The sequence below is a fragment of the Nocardia implantans genome (assembly GCF_035544775.1).
Lineage (GTDB): Bacteria > Actinomycetota > Actinomycetes > Mycobacteriales > Mycobacteriaceae > Nocardia > Nocardia implantans.
Genome location: NZ_JAYKYQ010000017.1, coordinates 111,117 through 128,541 on the forward strand (window position 1 = coordinate 111,117; position 17,425 = coordinate 128,541).

10 protein-coding genes are annotated in these 17,425 nt (G+C 70.3%); 5 read left to right on the forward strand and 5 right to left on the reverse strand.

What is annotated here, in order from left to right; genetic code table 11:
• Positions 1-10: 10 nt before the first annotated feature.
• The 4 genes from U3653_RS30410 to U3653_RS30425 form a co-directional block, all read right to left on the reverse strand.
• Positions 11-6,283, reverse strand: a complete 6,273-nt coding sequence (locus tag U3653_RS30410) for a type I polyketide synthase (RefSeq protein ID WP_195083070.1) — start codon at positions 6,281-6,283, stop codon at positions 11-13.
• A 128-nt stretch (positions 6,284-6,411) separates the two neighbouring features.
• Positions 6,412-7,557 (reverse strand): LLM class flavin-dependent oxidoreductase, encoded by a 1,146-nt coding sequence (locus U3653_RS30415; protein WP_195083071.1) that lies wholly within the window; start codon positions 7,555-7,557, stop codon positions 6,412-6,414.
• 15 nt (positions 7,558-7,572) lie between these two features.
• Positions 7,573-9,789: an MMPL family transporter gene (locus U3653_RS30420; RefSeq protein ID WP_195083072.1), complete on the reverse strand. Its 2,217-nt coding sequence runs from the start codon at positions 9,787-9,789 to the stop codon at positions 7,573-7,575.
• A gap of 54 nt (positions 9,790-9,843) precedes the next feature.
• Complete coding sequence (locus U3653_RS30425) at positions 9,844-10,770, reverse strand: ParB/RepB/Spo0J family partition protein (RefSeq protein ID WP_195083073.1); 927 nt, start codon at positions 10,768-10,770, stop codon at positions 9,844-9,846.
• Between the two features lie 158 nt (positions 10,771-10,928).
• On the opposite strand from U3653_RS30425, the gene U3653_RS30430 reads away from it, so the two are divergent.
• Positions 10,929-11,522 carry a TetR/AcrR family transcriptional regulator gene (locus U3653_RS30430; protein WP_195083074.1) on the forward strand — a complete coding sequence of 198 codons (594 nt, stop codon included), beginning with the start codon at positions 10,929-10,931 and terminating at the stop codon, positions 11,520-11,522.
• A 172-nt stretch (positions 11,523-11,694) separates the two neighbouring features.
• On the forward strand, positions 11,695-12,441 hold the full coding sequence (locus tag U3653_RS30435; protein ID WP_195083075.1) for a rhomboid-like protein: 747 nt from the start codon (positions 11,695-11,697) through the stop codon (positions 12,439-12,441).
• A gap of 9 nt (positions 12,442-12,450) precedes the next feature.
• Here U3653_RS30435 and U3653_RS30440 read toward each other — a convergent pair whose 3' ends face one another.
• Positions 12,451-12,630: a hypothetical protein gene (locus U3653_RS30440; protein ID WP_195083076.1), complete on the reverse strand. Its 180-nt coding sequence runs from the start codon at positions 12,628-12,630 to the stop codon at positions 12,451-12,453.
• Between the two features lie 212 nt (positions 12,631-12,842).
• On the opposite strand from U3653_RS30440, the gene U3653_RS30445 reads away from it, so the two are divergent.
• The 3 genes from U3653_RS30445 (at position 12,843) to U3653_RS30455 (ending at position 16,993) form a co-directional block, all read left to right on the forward strand.
• A complete protein-coding gene (locus U3653_RS30445) occupies positions 12,843-13,967 on the forward strand; it encodes a hypothetical protein (RefSeq protein WP_195083077.1) in 1,125 nt (374 codons plus the stop codon).
• Between the two features lie 162 nt (positions 13,968-14,129).
• Entirely contained in the window at positions 14,130-14,558 is a 429-nt protein-coding gene (locus tag U3653_RS30450) for a hypothetical protein (protein ID WP_195083078.1), read from the forward strand.
• Positions 14,558-16,993: a M48 family metalloprotease gene (locus tag U3653_RS30455; protein ID WP_195083079.1), complete on the forward strand. Its 2,436-nt coding sequence runs from the start codon at positions 14,558-14,560 to the stop codon at positions 16,991-16,993. The genes U3653_RS30450 and U3653_RS30455 overlap by 1 nt, the downstream gene beginning before the upstream one ends.
• Positions 16,994-17,425: the final 432 nt, after the last annotated feature.

Here is a 17,425-nt window from a genome sequence, read left to right on the forward strand (position 1 = left end):
TGGGTGCCTTTCATGCGGCCGCGGCGTCGGGCTCGGCGAACTGGCTGACCACTTTGGCGCCGATGCCGCGTAGCGACAGGCCCCTGCTGAGCTCGAGCGCGGAGATCTTGACGTCGAGCTCCTTCTCGGTGCGCGCCCCGAATTCCATCGCCATGAGCGAGTCCATGCCCAGATCGGTGACCGGCTCGTCGATGTTGATGGTGTCGGTGTCCACGCCGAGCACCACCGCGAGCTGATCGGCGAGGCGCTGGGCGACGAAGTCGGCGCGCTGTTCGGTGGGCAGGGTGAGGATCTCGGTGCGCAGTGCGCCGCCTGCCTCGTCGCCGACGCCGATGTCGGCGAGCAGTTGGCGGAAGCGACGCGTATCGGTGGACGGCCGCGCCACGCGCGACCACACCGTCCAGTCGATGTCGGCCACCGCGACCTGCGGGGCGTCCAGCGCCAGGCATTCGCGCAGCAGGGCGGTGGCCCGGTCCATGTCGATGGGCAGGAAGCCGATCGACTTGACGTAGTCCGCCAGCGCTTCGGTCTTGTCGGCCATGCCGCCGCCGCTCATGAAGCCCCAGTTCACCGCCAGCGCCGCGGCGCCGCGGGCACGGCGGTCGGCGGCGAGCGCGTCCAAGGCGGCATTGGCGGCGGCGTAGCCGATCTGCGGGGTGATGCAGCCCAGCGCGCTGATCGAGGAGTAGAGCACGAACATGTCCGGCTCGATGCCGGCGGCCTCGATCGCCCGGTCCAGATGCTGGGCTCCGCGCACCTTGGCGAACAGATCGTCCAGCGACTCCTGGGTGATCTGCGGGATGGGCAGGTTGTTCACCACCCCTGCCGCGTGGAAGACACCGCGCAGCGGGGCGACCGACCGGATGCGCTCCACCAGGGCAACCGTCGCGGCATAGTCGGCGACGTCCACTCGCTCCTCGATCACCGACACGCCCGCGGCGGTGAAGGCAGCGACCTGGTTCCTGGCTTGCGGGGTGGACGCGCCGCTGCGGCCGACGAGCACCAGTGTGCGTGCGCCCTCGGCCACCAGCCAGCGCGCGGTGGCCAGACCGAAGCCGCCGAAGCCGCCGGTCACCAGATAGCAGCCGTCCGGATCGATCCTGGGATGGGCGAGCTTCGGGCGCACCATCGGCCGTTCCTCGCGCAGGTCGAGCACGACCCGGCCGATCTGATCGGATCGCGCGACGGACTCGAACGCCGCGGCCAGCTCCGACACCGGATAGGCCTGATACGGAAGGTACCGGTACGTGCCCGCACGCAACGCCGCGTGACTGGCGCGCATCGGCGTGCGCAAGAATTCCGGATCGTGGGCCAGCGCCCGGTCCATGTCGACGGAGAAGAACGTGAGATTGCGGTCGAAGGGAGCCAGTTCGATGACCCCGCCGGTGTAGATGTCGGCCTTGCCGATGTCGACGACCCGGCCGAATTCGGCGGCCACCCGGAAGTTCTGGCGCAGGATCTCACCGGGCGCCGAACTGTAGACCACGTCGACGCCGCGGCCGCCGGTGAGTTCGGCGATCTCGTCGACGAAGTCGGCCGACCGCGAGTTCAGCACATGGTGCGCGCCGAGCTCGCGCACCTGCGCACGCCGCTCGGGGGTGCCCGCCGTGGCGATCACCGTCGCGCCGATGTCCAGCGCGACCTGCACCGCGGCCATGCCCATGCCGCCCGCCGCGCCGTGCACCAGCACGGTCTCCTCCGGCCGCAGCCGCGCCAGGGTCCGCAACCCGAATTCCGCGGTGAGGAACGGCAATCCGGAACCGCACGTCAGCGGATCGTAGGCTTCGCCGGGCAGCAGCCGGTGCGGCATGGTCGCGCCCGCGTCGACGGGCATGGTGACGTACTTGCGCAGGATGTCGCGGGCGCACACCATCATCCGGTCGCCGACCGCGACATCGGTGACGCCGGGCCCGACGCGCTCGACCACGCCGGAGCCCTCCATGCCGACCGTCGTGCCGAAATAGGTGCCGGCGAGTTCCTTTTCGGTGAGCACGCCGATGACCTTCATCGCGTCCTTGTAATTGAGACCGGCCGTCTCCATCCGGATCTCCACCTCGCCGGGGCCGGGTGCGACCCGATCGGTCTCGCGCAACGCCAGATCCGCCATCAGACGTGAACGGGGAATCTCCACCACGAACGAGGCGTCCGGGTCCGCCAGCGGGGTGGCCCGGTTGCGCTCGTCGAGATGCGCGCCGAAATTGCGGTCCAGCCGCACCGCCCAGTGGTCGGTTCCCCGCACCGCGATCTCGTCGAGCACGTCGTCGGAGAAGACGAGATCCGCAGGCGGAGTCTCGGAGCCCGCGTTCGCGTCGACGAGCCGCCAGCCCGCCGCGGATTGTTCGTTGAGCAGGGCGCGCCGCGCGCCCACCAGCGCGCCGTGCGAGACCTTCGCGCCGCTGTCGGCGGGCGTGCACAACGCTTGCTCGGTCACGACGACGGCGCGGACGCGGACCTGCGGCGCGTCGGCGAGCAGATGCTCGACGGCATTCGCCGCGCGCGCCAGCCAGTAGACGTTGCGCGAGCCGTCGAACGCGTCGCCGAACACGACGACCACCCGGATGCGTTCGGCGATCGGAGCGCCGTCCGGCGAGCGCAGCGCCGACCGCAGGCGTTCGTCGTTGTCGCCTGCGTCCGGATCGGTGAGCACGATGGTGACGTCGGTCCGTTCGCCCAGCAGCGACGTCGCGCGGTCGGCGGCGTCGGCGCCGACACACACGGCCACCACCACCTCCTGCTCGGACCGCGCGCCGGCCTGCGTCTCGACGATCTCCCACCGGGGCTGATAGAACACGCGTTCCAGCTGATGGGTGACCTCGATCGCCGCGCTGACCGGGCGGAACTCGACGCCGAGCAACCGCATGGCCACCTCGCCCCCTTCGCCGACGATCGCGATGTCGGCGCGCAGCGGGTCGGCGCCGCGCCGGGTCACCACGACCCGTGGCCGCTGCGGCAGCGGGCCGAGCAGGCGCACCCCGGCGATGGCGGCGGGCACGATCGCCACGCCGGTGTCCGAGTCGGCGGCCAGCGCGGCGATGCACTGCAGCGCGGCGTCGACCAGGGCGGGGTGGGCGAGGTGCCGGATCGGCGCGTCCTGCTGCACGGGCGCGAGCGAGGCCACCACCGCGTCCGCGCCGACGGCGGCCGAGACGATGCGCTGGAAGGCGGGTCCGTAGTCCAGGCCGCGAGCGGCCAGACCGCGATACAGATCCGGGCCTGCGACGGCGACGGCGTGCTCGGGGGCGGCGACATCCACGACGGCGGAGGTGAAGTCGGCTTCGATGAGCCTGCCGTGGGCGTTGAGCGTCCAGGTGGCCGCGGTCGCCGAGCGGGAGCGGATCTGGAAGCGTTTGGTCGACTCCTCGACGCTCACGCGCAGCACCGGGATGTCGTGCTCGTCGATCACCAGCGGCGCGACGAATTCCACCGACTCCAGCCCGACGCTGGTGCGTCCGGTGCGCTCGACGGCGGCGCTGAGCGCGGCGTCGAGGTAGGCCGCGCCGGGCAGCACGACATGTCCGGCCACGACGTGGTCGCGCAGCCACGGCAGCCGCGACACCGACAGCTGCACCTCCCACTCCGAGCCCGCCGCGGTCGTCGGCTCGCCCAGCAGCGCGTAGCCGTCCGGCGTACCGAGGCGATCGAGCAGGGTGACCGCCTCGTCGTGCCAGACCCTTTTGCGCTGCCACGGATAAGCGGGCAGATCCAGATGCCCGACGACGGAGTCGGGACGACCGGGCACGGCCGAACCGTCCAAAGAGCCCGCGACATACAGGTCCGCGACGGCGCGCAGCACGTTGTTGCGGTCGCGCAGATCGCGCGAGAGCGTGGTCACCGCGGCGCCGATCACCCCGCGATGGATCAGCATCTCGCGGATGTTGCCGCTGAGCACCGGGTGCGGACCCACTTCGAGGAAGACCCGGTGACCCGCGTCGACCAGCGCGCCGATGGCGTCGGCGAAGCGGACCGGCTCGCGGACGTTGCGGCACCAGTAGTCCGCGTCCCAGTCCGTGCCCGCGATCTCGGCGGCGGTCACGGTGGAGTACGTGGTGAGCTTCGCGTCCCGCGGCGCCAGCTGGGCCAGCGCGTCACGCAGGTCGTCGAGGATCGGGTCCATCAGATGGCTGTGGTACGGCACCTCGACCCGCAGGCTGCGCGCGAACGTGCCGGTGGCGGACAGGGTGTCGCGCAGCAGCTCCAGGTCCTCGCTGTCGCCTGCGAGGGTGACCGCGCCGGGGCTGTTCACCGCGGCGACGCAGATGCTGTCGGTGCGGGCGAGCAACTCCCGTGCTTCGCTCTCGGACATGCCGAGGGCCAGCATGCCGCCGCTGCCCGCGGTGGTCGCCTGCAACCGGGCGCGGTGGTAGCTGACGGTGAGCGCGTCGCGCAGCGACAGCGCGCCGGACACATACGCGGCCGTGACCTCGCCGACGCTGTGCCCGACCACCACCGCCGGATACACGCCGTACTCGGCCAGTTCGGCGGTCAGCGCGGCCTGCAGCACGAAGTTGGCGGGCTGGGCGTAGGCGGTCTGCATGATCCGCGAGCCGTCCTCGTCGGCGAGCATCTCGTCCAGGATCGACCAGCCCGCGATCGAGACGAACTCCCGATCGATCTCCCTGGCGACCTTGGCGAACGTGCTGTCGGTCGTGAGCAGCTCGCGGCCCATGCCCCACCACTGCGGGCCCATGCCGCTGAAGACGAAGACGGGCTCCACCTCGCCGTCGCCGATGATGCGGGACGGGGCCCGGCCCTCGCCGTCGGCGAAGGCGCGCAACTGGGTGCGCAGGTCGTCGGCGTCGTCGTAGGCGAAGCCGACCCGCAGGGGATGGTGGGCGCGGCGGGTCCAGGCGGCGGCGGTCAGCGCGTCGGCGGGATGCCGGTCCAGCGCGTCGGCGAGTTCGCCCGCGAGCGCGCGCACGGCGGTCTCGTGGCGGCCGGAGACCGGCAGCACCCGCGGCACCGGGCGCTCGTCCTCGGCCCGCGTGGCCGATGACGGCGCTTCGACGAGGATGGCGTGGGCGTTGGTGCCGCCGTAACCGAAGCCGTTGACCGCGACCACACCCTTGCCCGGCGCAGCGGGCAGTGGCTCGGGGCGCAGCGGGACACGTAGTCGTAGCTCGTCGAACTTGATCTGCGGGTTCGGCGTGGTCAGCTCGAACTGGGGCGCGACCGTGCGGTGGTGCAGGGTGAGCGCGGCCTTGATGAGGCTCGCGACCCCCGCCGCGGCCTCGGTGTGCCCGAAGTTGTTCTTCACCGAGCCGACCGGCACCGGTTCGCCGCGGCCGTCCACCGCGCCGTACACCGCGCCGAGCGCGGACATCTCGATCGGATCGCCGACCGCGGTGCCGGTGCCGTGCGCCTCTAGATAGCTCACCTCGTGCGCCGCGACGCCGGCGTCATCGCGCACCTGACGGGCGAGTTGTTCCTGCGCCACGGGATTCGGCACCGGAATGGCCATGGTTCGGCCGTCCTGGTTGACGCCCGTCGCGCGGATGACGGCGTAGATGCGGTCGTTGTCGCGCTGGGCCACGTCCAGCGGCTTGAGCAGCACCGCGCCCGCGCCCTCCGCCCTGCCGTATCCGTCGGCGGCGGCGTCGAAGGTCTTGCAGCGGCCGTCGACCGACAGGAACCGGCCCTTGCACATCGAGATGAACGTCTCCGGCTGCAGCATCGCGTTCGCCCCGCCGGCCAGCGCGATCTCGCACTCGCCGTTGGCGATCGCCTGCACCGCCAGATGCGTCGCCACCAGCGAGGACGAGCAGGCGGTGTCGACGGTCAGGCTGGGGCCGTGCAGGTCGAGCAGATAGGAGATCCGGTTGGACAGCAAGGTGTGCGAGGCGCTCATCGCGGTGTGGCTGGTGATCGCCGAGCGGACCAGCGGACCGCTGCGCCCGAGCACGTTGTCGAGGATGAAGCCGCCGACGTAGACGCCGACGCGATGGCCGGAGACCCGGCCCGCCATGCCCGCGTCGTCGAGCGCCTCCCAGGTCACCTCCAGCAGCAGCCGCTGCTGGGGATCGAGGATGGCGGCCTCCTTCTGGGCGATGCCGAAGAAATCGGCGTCGAAATCCCACAGCGGCTGGGTGAGAAATCCGCCGCGCCGGGTGTACATACGTCCCGGCGCGTCCGGATCCGGGTCGTAGTACTTTTCGATACTCCAGCGATCCGGCGGGATATCGACGATCCCGTCGCCTTTGTTCAGCAGAAAATTCCAGTAGCTTTCCGCATCGGATACGCCGCCTGGAAAACGGCAGCCGATACCCACTATTGCAATGTCGACCATTATTTCTCCTGGCCTTTTATGCGGGACCATGCTGAGCCCCCCGACCGCAGCAGCACAAATATTATGACGAGCTCCTTCGCTCGAATGCATGCTATTGCTCGGGCCGCTCGTGCGTCAATTGTCTTGCGTTACAGGCGCTTCAATTTACGTAACGTCGCCACCAGGGACGCGTTCGAAATCATCCCCTGTGTGACGCTCGGATGAATTGCGCTGAGATTCATGAGCACGGCATAGCGCAGGCCGTGGTCGCGCCAGTGCGCGAGCTGCTCGACGATCTCATCCGGCGTTCCGGCCAGGCAGAATTCCCGCACCAGCGAGGCCGGGACCTTCTCGATGTAGTCCAGCACGGTGCGCTCGTCCAGCGTCTGGGGAAGGTAGTCCTGCAGGCCGGTGAAGTCATCGCCCAGCGGATGGGTGGCACCGTGCCTGGTCCACATCTCCCCGGGAGCGCACAGGGTCAGCGCCCGCGCGCCGACGCTCTCGACCAAGGCGTCCACCTGCCCGGGACGGGCGGCGGTGAGCACGCTGAACACGGCGGCGGGCGCGACCGACGACGGGTCGCGCCCGGCGTCGGAGGCCGCGGCGCGCACCAGCTCCAAGCGGTGCCGGTATTCGTGCGGGCGCTGCGCGAAGCCGGGGAACCACACGTCGGCGTAGCGCCCGGCGGCCCGAAGCATGCGCGGGCCGCCCGCGGCCACCCAGATCTCCGGGCGGCTACCCCGATACGGCGGAACGTCGAAGACCGCGTCGCGCAAGGGAAAGTACGGGGAGTCCCTGGTCACCAGGCTGCCGCGGGAGTCCCACAGTGCCCGGATGGTCGCCAGCGCCTCCTCGAACCGGCCGACCGGAGCGGACCAGTCCACGCCGTAGGGCTCGTTGTTGTCCCTGATCCCGGTGCCGATGCCGAGAATCGCGCGGCCCCGGCTCAACTGGTGCAGCGTGGCGGCGGCCTGCGCGGTCACGGCGGGATTGCGGCGGCCCGCGTCGGTGACGCCGACGCCGAGCCGCAGGCGGGCCAAGCGGTTCTGGGCGGCGAGATAGCCCAGCGCCGTCCACGGTTCGTAGATGCCGTCGGCGTGCGGCGCCAGCCGGGTGATGCCGACGTGCCGCGGTTTCCAGATCGAGGCGGGCAGGATCGAGGGCAGGTGGTCGGTCACCCAGAGCGAGTCCGCCCCGCCCGCCATCGCCACCGAGCGACTGCCGCGAAATTGCAGATCGGGCGCGAACCGGGTGTAGACGCCGGAATCCATCACGCCTGTGCGAAATTTCGCCATGTTGTTCCTCTCGCACTACTTGGGTACTGGCTCGAGAGCTGCGCTGGTCTCGGGGATTTCGATACGTTGGTGCCACGCGGCGAGCCGGCGCGGCGCCCACCAGTTGGCCGCGCCGAGCAGGCGCATCAGAGCGGGCGCGAGCACGCCGCGGATCAATGTCGCGTCGCTGAGCACGGCCAGGGTCAGGCCGAGGCCGAACAGTTGGATGAACGACACGTGTGAGGTCACCATGCCCGCGAAGGCGATCGCCATCAGACAGGCGGCCGCGGTGAAGATCCGGGCGGTGCGGGCCACGCCGGTCGCGACGGCGCGGGTGTTGTCGCCGGTGGACAGCCATTCCTCCCGGATCCGGGACAACAGGAAGACCTCGTAGTCCATCGAGACGCCGAAGGCGATGCAGAACATGAGAATCGGCATGGTCGGCACCAGGTAACCGGTCGGGGTGAAGCCGAGCAGGCCGGCCAGGTGACCGTCCTGGAAGATCCAGACCATGGCGCCGAAGGTCGCCGCCAGCGACAGCGTGTTCAGCAGCAGCGCTTTGATCGGCAGCAGCACGCTGCCGGTGAAGAAGAACAGCACCACCAGCGTCGACAGCGCGATCACGACCACGGCGACGGGCACTTTCGCCGCGAGCGCGTCGAGCGTGTCGACGCTTTCGGCCGCCGCGCCACCGAGCAGCGCCCGGCCGGGCGCTGGAACCGCGCGCACTTGGTCGAGCTGCGCGATCGCGGCGGGGGAGTACGGGTCGAGCCGGGTGCCCACCCGCAAATACGTGCCCGCGTCGTCGCGCAGGCCAGGCGGCGCGGCGGCCACTTTCAGCCCGCCGGCGTACACGCCCGCCGCGGACAGCACGGACGTCACATGCTCCACCCGCGACAACCGCTGCGCGTAGGCGGCGATGTCGGTGTCGCCGCCTCGGTAGCCGGGCATGGCCACCACCACACCGGCCATGGCGTTCTCCCGGAAACCGGTGCGCAAGGCGTCGCCGACCACGTGGCTGGAGGCCCCGGCGATGACCCGGTCGTCGGCGGCGCCGAACCGGATGGACAGGAACGGCGATCCCAGCACCAGCAACAGCGCGATCACCGCCAGCGCGGCCACGGCCGGGTGGCGCATGACCAGCCGCACCGAGCGGTACCACCGGGTGGCGGTGAGCTCGACGGGCTCGGGGCGGGGCCGCCGGAATCGCCGGCGCAGCAACACCCGCAGGTCGAGCGCGTCGACGCGGGGGCCGAGCAGCGCGAGCGCGGCGGGCACCAACAGCAAGGTGGTGAATACGGCCGCGCCGAGCACGGCCAAGCCCGCGTAGGCCAGCGAACGCAGGAAATACAGCGGGAAGACCAGCAGCGTCGACAGCGACAGCGCGATCACCACACCCGAGAACAGCACGGTGCGTCCCGCGGTGCGCGCGGTGCGCGAGACGGCGGCGGCGGTGTCGTGCCCGGCGGCGAGTTCCTCGCGGAACCGGCTGACCATGAACAGGCTGGAATCGATCGCGACCGCGAAACCCAAGGCGCTCATCATGTTCAGCGCGAAGATCGACACGTCGCCGACCTCGGTGAGCAGCCGCAGGATCGGCAGCGTCGCGAAGATGTTGAACACGCCGACCGCCAGCGGGACCAGCGCGGCGGTGAGGCTGCCGAAGACCAGGATCAGGGCCAGGCCGGTCAGCGGTATCGCGATCGCCTCGGTGATCAGCAGATCGGTGACGATGCGATGGCTCATCTCGTCGAACGCCACCGCCTGGCCGCCCGCCCGCACCGTCACGCCGTCGAAGTCGCCGCCGACCTGCTCGGCGATCGCTCCGGCCCGCTTCGGCGCGTCGGTGTCGTCGCCGGTGACATGCGCCAGGACGAGCCCGTCGCGACCGTCGTTGCCGCGCAAGGCCTGGCGCAGATCCGGCGGGAGCTCCCAGTAGGACTGGACCGCGTCGACGTCGTCGCGGCCGCGCAGCTGCGCGGTCACGCGCTCGCCGACCGTGCGCGCCGCGGGGCCGTCGAGTCCGTCCGGCGCGGTGACCAGCAGCACCAGATTCGGCGCCGCGCCGGGGAATTCGCGGTTGAGGAACGCAGCCACCTCGGCGGATTCGGTGTCGGACGGGATGTAGCCGCCGGACTTCAGGTGGGCGGGCGCCGACCAGCCGAGCGCGACGCAGACGATGCCGATCAGCAGCGCGCCGTACAGGACGGATCGCGGTCGCCGGGTCGCCAGACGTGCGAGACCAACAAGCATGATGAATGACCTTTTCTCGGGCTGCGGCCGTGGCGAATGCGGGTGCGGCCGGTGCTATTCGGCGGCGCCGGATTCGATGTAGCCGGCCAGCGCTCGCCATTCCTTGGCATTGCGGTTGGCGAGTTCGGCGACGGCCGGGATGCAATGCGGGGGGACCGTGGCCACCAGCGCGGTCCACACCTCGCGCTGCATCGAGTGGGTGTGCAACCAGCGCAGCAGGTCGCGGCCCTGCTGGCTGTGCCGCATGGCCGGGTCGCGGGTGAGCTGTTGCAGCAGCAGCGCGCTGCCCTCCGGCTGATCCGCGGTGGTGTCGTCCTCGCAGGATCCGGTCTCGCGCAAGCGTTTGCGGATCGAGTGCGCCGTGCTGATGGACACCTCCGCCGCGGCGGCCAGCGCGCGCAGCGGCATGTCCGGCGAGGTCGCCAGCAGCTCGGCGACCCGGCGCCTGCGCTGCGCGCGGTCCATCGGCCTGCGCCTGCCGTCGGCGCCGACGCGGATGTTCGACTGCGGAATTTCCGCACTCGAACGTTGGCGGATCGTGGCGACCGTGCGCGCGGACAGTCCCGTAGTGGAGGCGATGGCCCGGTCGGACAATTCCGGCATCGTCTCGATGATCCGCTCGGCCGCCGCTTTGCGGTCCGAAAGTGTCAGCGGCAGACCGTGCGTCGTATTCAGCTCGACACCGCGCAGAAAAGCCTCTGCCGGTGTCCCGTCGAAGAACACGACATCGATGTGCTCGCGGCCGAGCCATTGCGCGGCGCGCAACCGGTGCATTCCGTCGATGACGCGCATGGTGCTGCGATGCACCAGAATCGGCGGTAATTCGGTGTCGCTCTCGGCCAATCGCGCGATATGCCTGCGGTCTTCCCCGTTCGACCGCGGCGAATCCGCGGGCAACAACTCGTCGATCGACACGAGATAGCTTGCGTTCGATGCCAGTGGCACCACATCGCCGCTCACCAATTTAAACTCAGCGGACATTTCGAACCCCCAGGGTCGCCCGGAATCAGATCGGTCCTCGATGACCCGATGGTCCATCCGGAACCCGGCTAGGCTTCGACCGACCGATCGGTCACAGCGTAGGTGCGGCCGGTGCACGACACTAGCCTTTTCAGAAAGAGTGGGGAGAATTCGGAAACATGACAGTCATTGCCGACCCCGGTCGCACGGCGCTGCTCATCGCGGGCACCGTGGTGGCGGAACGCGAGGGGCTGCACCGTCTTTCGGTCAACGCGGTGGTCGAGGAAGCCGGGATGGCCAAGGGCACCTTCTACCACCACTTCGTCAACCGTCGCAGCTACGTCATCGCGCTGCACCGCCGCTTCTTCGACGCGCTGTCGCAGTCGGTGGCCGCGGCGCTGGCGGGGATTCCGCCGGGCGTCGAGCGGATCGCCCCGAGTCTGGACGCGTTCCTCGATGCCTGTCTCCATGCCCGCGGCACCGAAGCGTTCATGGTGCAGGCACGCACCGACCCCGACCTGCGCGAGGAGATCGGCCGCCGCCACGAGCTGTTCATCGCGGTCGGACGGCCGGACATGGCCGCCGCCGGATGGCCCGACCCCGACGCCGCCTCCCGGATGAAAGTGGCCATGGTCGGCGAGATCTGCCTGGCCGAGCTCACCGCCCGGCGGGCACGTCCGGATCTGCGCATCGCGGCGGTGCGCATGCTCACCGCCAACCGCACGGGGCCGCTTGCCGCGCAGCCGCCCGAGACCGGCGCGTCAGCCACGTAGCCGCGGCATTCCCAGGACGCGTCCCGGGGACGGGGCGGTCATCGGTGGGATCTCCGGCCGGCCGGAGAGTAGTGTTTCAGCTGGCAGAGCCAGGAGAGTGCGCCTCGATTCGGCAACGCGGCCGGGCGGGTCGCGTCCTTCGGCGAAGGATTTCCCGCAGGAAGGCCGCGCCATGACTCACACAGTCGACGGCGGCGGGACGCGCACCGGCCGCACGGCGTCCGCATGGCAGTACGCGCGCACCGCGCCGTGGACCTTCGCCTGGCTGACGCTGCTGCTGGGCACCACGATCATCCAGCACCTGGTGCCGCGCGGCGATCTGGAGCGCCTGCTGGGCGAGCGTTCCACCAACCTGCGCAACCTCGAATCCGATCCACTGCACGCCCTCGTGACCAGTCTGCTGTGGATCGACGGCTATTTCTGGTTGCCCTACCTGGTGCTGTTCTGTGTCTTCCACGCCCCGGCGGAACGGTGGCTCGGCTCGTTGCGCTGGGCGATCGTCGGTCTGTGCGCGCACGTCGCGGCCACGTATTTCAGCGAGGGCATCCTGGCCGTTGCCATCCGCCACGGGTACGCCGATCCGGGGATGGTCGATGTGCGTGATATCGGCGTCAGTTATTTTCTCGCCGCCATCATCGGGATCCTGACCTACCATGTCGCCCGTCCGTGGCGGTGGCTGTACCTCGGCGGAATCCTGGTGTGGTTCGCCACCCCGTTGCTGATCCATCCCACCTTCACCGGCATCGGGCACTGTTCGGCGCTGCTGATCGGGCTGGCCGCCTACCCGCTCACGCGTGGCCGGACCGCGCCGGACTGGGACCCGGCCACCATGTGGCGACACCGGGTCGATGCCGGCCGAGCGCCGAGCGGGCGTGCCGGAGTCACCGGAGCCCGAACCCCGCAGGACAGGCGCGGGTAGAGCGGGGGATCATTCCGGTGCGGCGTTCGATTCGAGAGCTTCGTCGTACGCGTACCCCGCGTCGCGGACCTTGGTCGCGAGGAATCGCATCCGCTCCGAGGTGAGGTAGCCGCCGCGCAGAGCCGTGCCGTCCAACTCGGCGGCCACCTGCTCCAGCGCCAATCGCGCGAACCGCGTTCGATCGACCATGGCGGAGTTCTACCAGGTAGTCGCGGCGGACGCGATCGCACCACGCGGGGCGTTTCCGGAAAGTCGCCGCATCGATCCGGCACCGACTTCCCACCAGTGGCGAATTTCCGGCTACCGAATCGGCCTATGCTGCTCGGCGGCCGCCGGATCGGGGCCCCGAGCGGGAGGCGAACGCCGGACCCGTCTCGCGCGGACTACGTGTTGGACAGGCGATGACGCGACTCGTGCACTTCGTGGGCAGCTTGCCCGAGCCATTGACGACCGGCGACAGCGCTGTGCTGGAGTGGTTCGTCCAGCGCAGCCGGGGCCACCGGCTCACCGGTGTGCCGCGGGACCTGGATCCCAGTTGGGTCGTGCAGTACCTGCGCGAGCGGGACAGACACGACGACGTCTTCGAAGTGGTGCGCGGCGGTGACTTCGCCGACTACGCCGACATGCGCGTGTACGGCATTCGCCGGGGCGCGACCCTCGAACCCCGGCACGTGGCGATGGATCGCGTCGACCGCATCGGCGCGGCCGTCACCGCCTTTCGCGCGCTGCGGGCTCGGCATCCCGAACTCGCCGAAACGAGATTGCAGATCAGCCAACCGAATCCGCTGGATCTGGCGCTGTTCGTGTTCGCAGGCGCGGCGGTGGCCGACGGGCTCCCGCTCGGGCGCGCGCTGCGCCACCTGCGGACGGTGACCCCAGCGCTGCGCAACCTACCCGTCTTCGTCGAGGCCGTGCTGGCCGAAATGGCGCAGGTGACAGCCGAGCACGGCGATCTGGTCACCTGGCAGGTGGAGTCGCCGATCGCCCAGCTCGCCCTGGTGAAGGCGGCGCGACTCGGTGCGCAGGCTCCGGCCGGCCGTCTGGTCGCGCGTCAGTTGTCCGGCTTTCTCGCCCGGGCACACGAGATCGGCGCACAGACCACCCTGCATCTGTGCTATGGCGACTATCAGCACAGAGAACTGCTCGCGCCGCGCAGTCTCGCGCCGGCGGTGCGGCTGCTGAACACCCTCGCGCGAGACCTGCGCGCTCGCGCCGTGCCGCTGCCGCCCGCGCACATCCCCTGCGCTTACGGTGCTCATCCGGCTCCGCTGGAGCCTGCGTTCTACCGGCCGCTGCGCAGGCTCGACCCGGAGTGGCGGGTCATCGCCGGGGTGGTGTCGCCGGCCGGAGCGCAAGACAGCATCAAGAGCCTGGCCTTGTTCGAGGCGGCGGCGGGCCGGGCCGCGTACGGTGTGGCGACGGCGTGCGGCCTCGGCCGGTGCACCGTCGAGGAGGCCGAGCGCGCCGCCGAAGCCACCGTGGCGACCGCCACGGCCGCCGAGTCGGCGCCGAGCGAGGCGGCGTGAGGCCGATAACCCGCGGCTGACGCATCGGTGGCGGCTCACTGCTGGGTTGCGGGTCCGCAACGGAACAGCGCCCGTGCGGCAGAATGGTTTTCGACCAGTCGTCGACGCCGAGGGGGTAGTGCGCTGAGTATCGCGGATGCGGAACCGATCGATGTCGTTGCGGTGGCACGGTCAGTCGTCGCCGCGCACGCGCCGGAAGAGTTGCCGCTGTTCGACGTCACCGCCGCGGCGTACGCGGCGCGTCGGCGCGGCCCGAGTCCGGACGAACTGCTCGGCTTCGGAGTCGGTGCGGTGGAGGCGGTGGTGACGGTCGCGGTGCTGGCCGCGACCAAGGGTGCGGTGGACGCGCTCCTGGAATATTCCGGCAAACGCACCGCGCGTGGCCTGCGCGGCCGCCTGAGCCGGCTGCCGTGGCGGCGGCGCGCCGCGGCGGTCGCGGCGGCCGAACCGCTCAGCTCCGAGCAATTGAACGCCACCCGCGACGCCGCCAGGCGCGCGATACTCGCCTACGGGCTGACCGATCAGCAGGCGAACCTCCTGGCGGGGGCGATCGTAGGCGAGCTGGCGGCGCCGGACGACCCGCCGGACTGATGCGCCCCGCCCCGGAAGCATTCGGTTCGGGCACCACCCTGCGCTTCGCGGTGCTGGTGCTCGCCGCCGCGGCGACCATGTGGAATTGCTGGCAGGTGCTCGCGGGAGCCGCGCTCGGGACGCCCTACCGGCTGGCGACCGAGCAGTGCGTCCGAGCGCTGATCACGTCGCTCGGCGGGCACGACCCCGGTTCCGCCGCACCGGCCGACCCGGCGCATGGCGCGACCTTCGCCGCGACGGTCGGCGCCTGCTCCAGCCGTATCGGCGCGACGGCGTCGGTGATCGCGATGCTCTCCGTCGTCGCCACGGCGATCGCTGTCGCCTCGGTCTACTGGCTGTGGCCGTCCTGGCATATCCGGCGGCGCAGGCTGATCGCGCTCCCGGCCGGCGAATTTTCCGGGCTGGCGATGAAACTGGTGGCTTCGGCAGGGAACACCGAGGTGCGGTTCCTGCTCGATCCGGCCGACACTCGCGTCGGTGGGCGGGCGTTCGGCCGGTACCGGCGCCGCTATGTCGTTCTCGGTCGCGGTCTGGTGGAACGGTGGCGGCGCGGCACCGGCGACGGCGCGGTGGACGCGGTGGTCGCGCACGAACTGGCCCATATCCGCAATCGCGATCTGGATCCGGCCTATCTCGCGGTGTGGACATGGCGTCTGCTCGTGCTGCTCGGCGGCATCCCGTTCGGCTGCTGGATGCTGGTGGAACTCGCGACCGGTGATTGGCGGACCGCGCTCACCTATGGCTGGCGGATCGTCGTGTTGCTCGGATCGACCCTGTTGATCCGCAATGGACTGCTGCGGGCGCGCGAGTACTACGCAGACCTCCGTGCCGCACGGGCGTACCCGGTCCAGCTGCGGCGACTGCTGGACGATGCACCGCGGCCCAGAGGGTACCCGGGACTGCGCGCACGGTTCGGCATGCACCCTTCGGCACGGAACAGGCGGCGAATGCTGGACGCCCCCGGCGAGTTGCTGGCCCCGCGACTGCTTTCCTTGGTCACCATCGGCTTCAGCGCCATGCTGGCTTACGATCTGGTCGACGCGGTGACCGCGGTGGCCGGATTGCGCACACCGATAGCGCCGCTGGTGGGGATGACGCTGACCACGCTGGTCGCGACCATCGGTCTCGCGCAGGCGGCGCTGCGCAACGCGTTGTGGGTGCGTGTCGAGGCGGATGCGATGCACCTGCGGGACAGCGCGTTCCACATCTTGATGATCGCGTGCGCCCATGGTTCGGCTCTGGCGCTGGGCATGGTGCTGGGGCGCGTGCTGGCACTGGATCCGGTGGCGCACGGCTCCATCGGCCACACCTGGTCGGCGACCGGCGAATTCCTGTCGCAATGGGCCACCGCGCTCGGCATGTGCTGTATCGGGGTGAGCGCCTGTGTCCACGTGGCGGCACGCAGCTGGCTACCGGTCGTCGCGACGGTCGACCGTCCCCGGGTCGTCGTCGCCACCTTGGCGGCCGGCGCCGCCGTGCTCATGCTGCCCTGGCTGCCGTCGTTGCTGTGGGCCTACTTCCTCTATGCGCGATTGCCCATGGAGGCGTCCGGCCTGCCGAACTGGGTGACGGGAGAACTGATGAAGCGGCAGCAGTTCCCTGAAGGTTTGTCCGATGTCCGGGGACTGTCGGCCGCCGTCGCGTTGGCACTGTTGCTCGCGGCGCCGCGGCTGCTGCGGGTCGGCCCCTTCGCGCGATCTCGGGCGGATGCCTCCGAAGCGCTGTGGCCGCAGCCGCCTGCGGGCCTCGGAGCCACGGTCGGCGTTGGTGTCGGCGCGGCCCTGTTCATGCTGAACATCTTGGGGGAATACGGGTTTCACACCGCGGCGTGGCCGGGCGCCGACGTCACTTCGATGGCGCTGATGGCATCGTCCCCAGCCAGTCGCGCGATCGTGTCGAGTGCCGAAGCGGAAAGCGGATGGCAGTTGTGTCATCGGTCCAGCGCACCGGGCTCCGGGACGCGGTCCGATTGTGTGGCATACGGGCCTGATCCGAGCGGAGCGCAGTGCGGCGCCCAGGCGTTCCCGTGCGCCCCCTCCGTGCATGTCAGGCCTGGAGAACTCGTGACTCGTGTTCCGCCGCGGACGGGCTACCGGCCGAAAGTCGGGGAATCGGTCCTGTTCGACGGGTCGCGAGCGGGCTGGGCGACCGGCGAATATCGAATCGCGTTGGTCATCGCGACGGAAGGCGATCGCATCACGTGTGCCGGTGCGGGAGCGCCGATCCTGGTCGACGGGCAGCCGCCCGTCGACGGTGGAGTCCTCTACCCGGCCCACCCGGTCGGGCAGGAGGCCTTCGACCGCACCGTTCCCAGCGGTGGAATGTGGGTGCTCGGCCCGCGATGGCGTCCGGAGGACGGCTCGGACCGGCATCTGGGCGAGCGCGGCGGCGTGGTCGCGGCGTCGTCGGTGCTGCTGTACTTCGCGGAGGAATAGCTCTGCGACGCCGTTGCGGACGGAAGGCGCAGCGCCGCACGGAATCACGCGTCCCGTGCGGTGATGGCAACGGGTGCAACGGGTACGGGCACGGGGCGGCTCGGGTCGGTACCCTGGGTTCATGAGGTGTCGCGAGAAGCGTTAAGTTATCGCGAATTTCCGCGATCCCGACCGCGATGTACTCGACATTGTGTACCTTATGTTATCGAGGGTTCGCTCCCTGTCGGGGAGAGAGCCCGGGTCGTCGATACGGCCAGGCAGAAGGACTCCGTTGTCCCGTGCGGTGCATCCGTCCCGAGACGCGGACGACGTCGAGGATTGGGTGTGGCCGAATGCGTGTATCTGCTCCGATAACGGTCTCGGCTTTGGTTGTTGCTGGTGTGGTGGTGAGTGGTTCGGGGGTGCAGTCGCCGGTGGGGGTGTCGGCGCCGC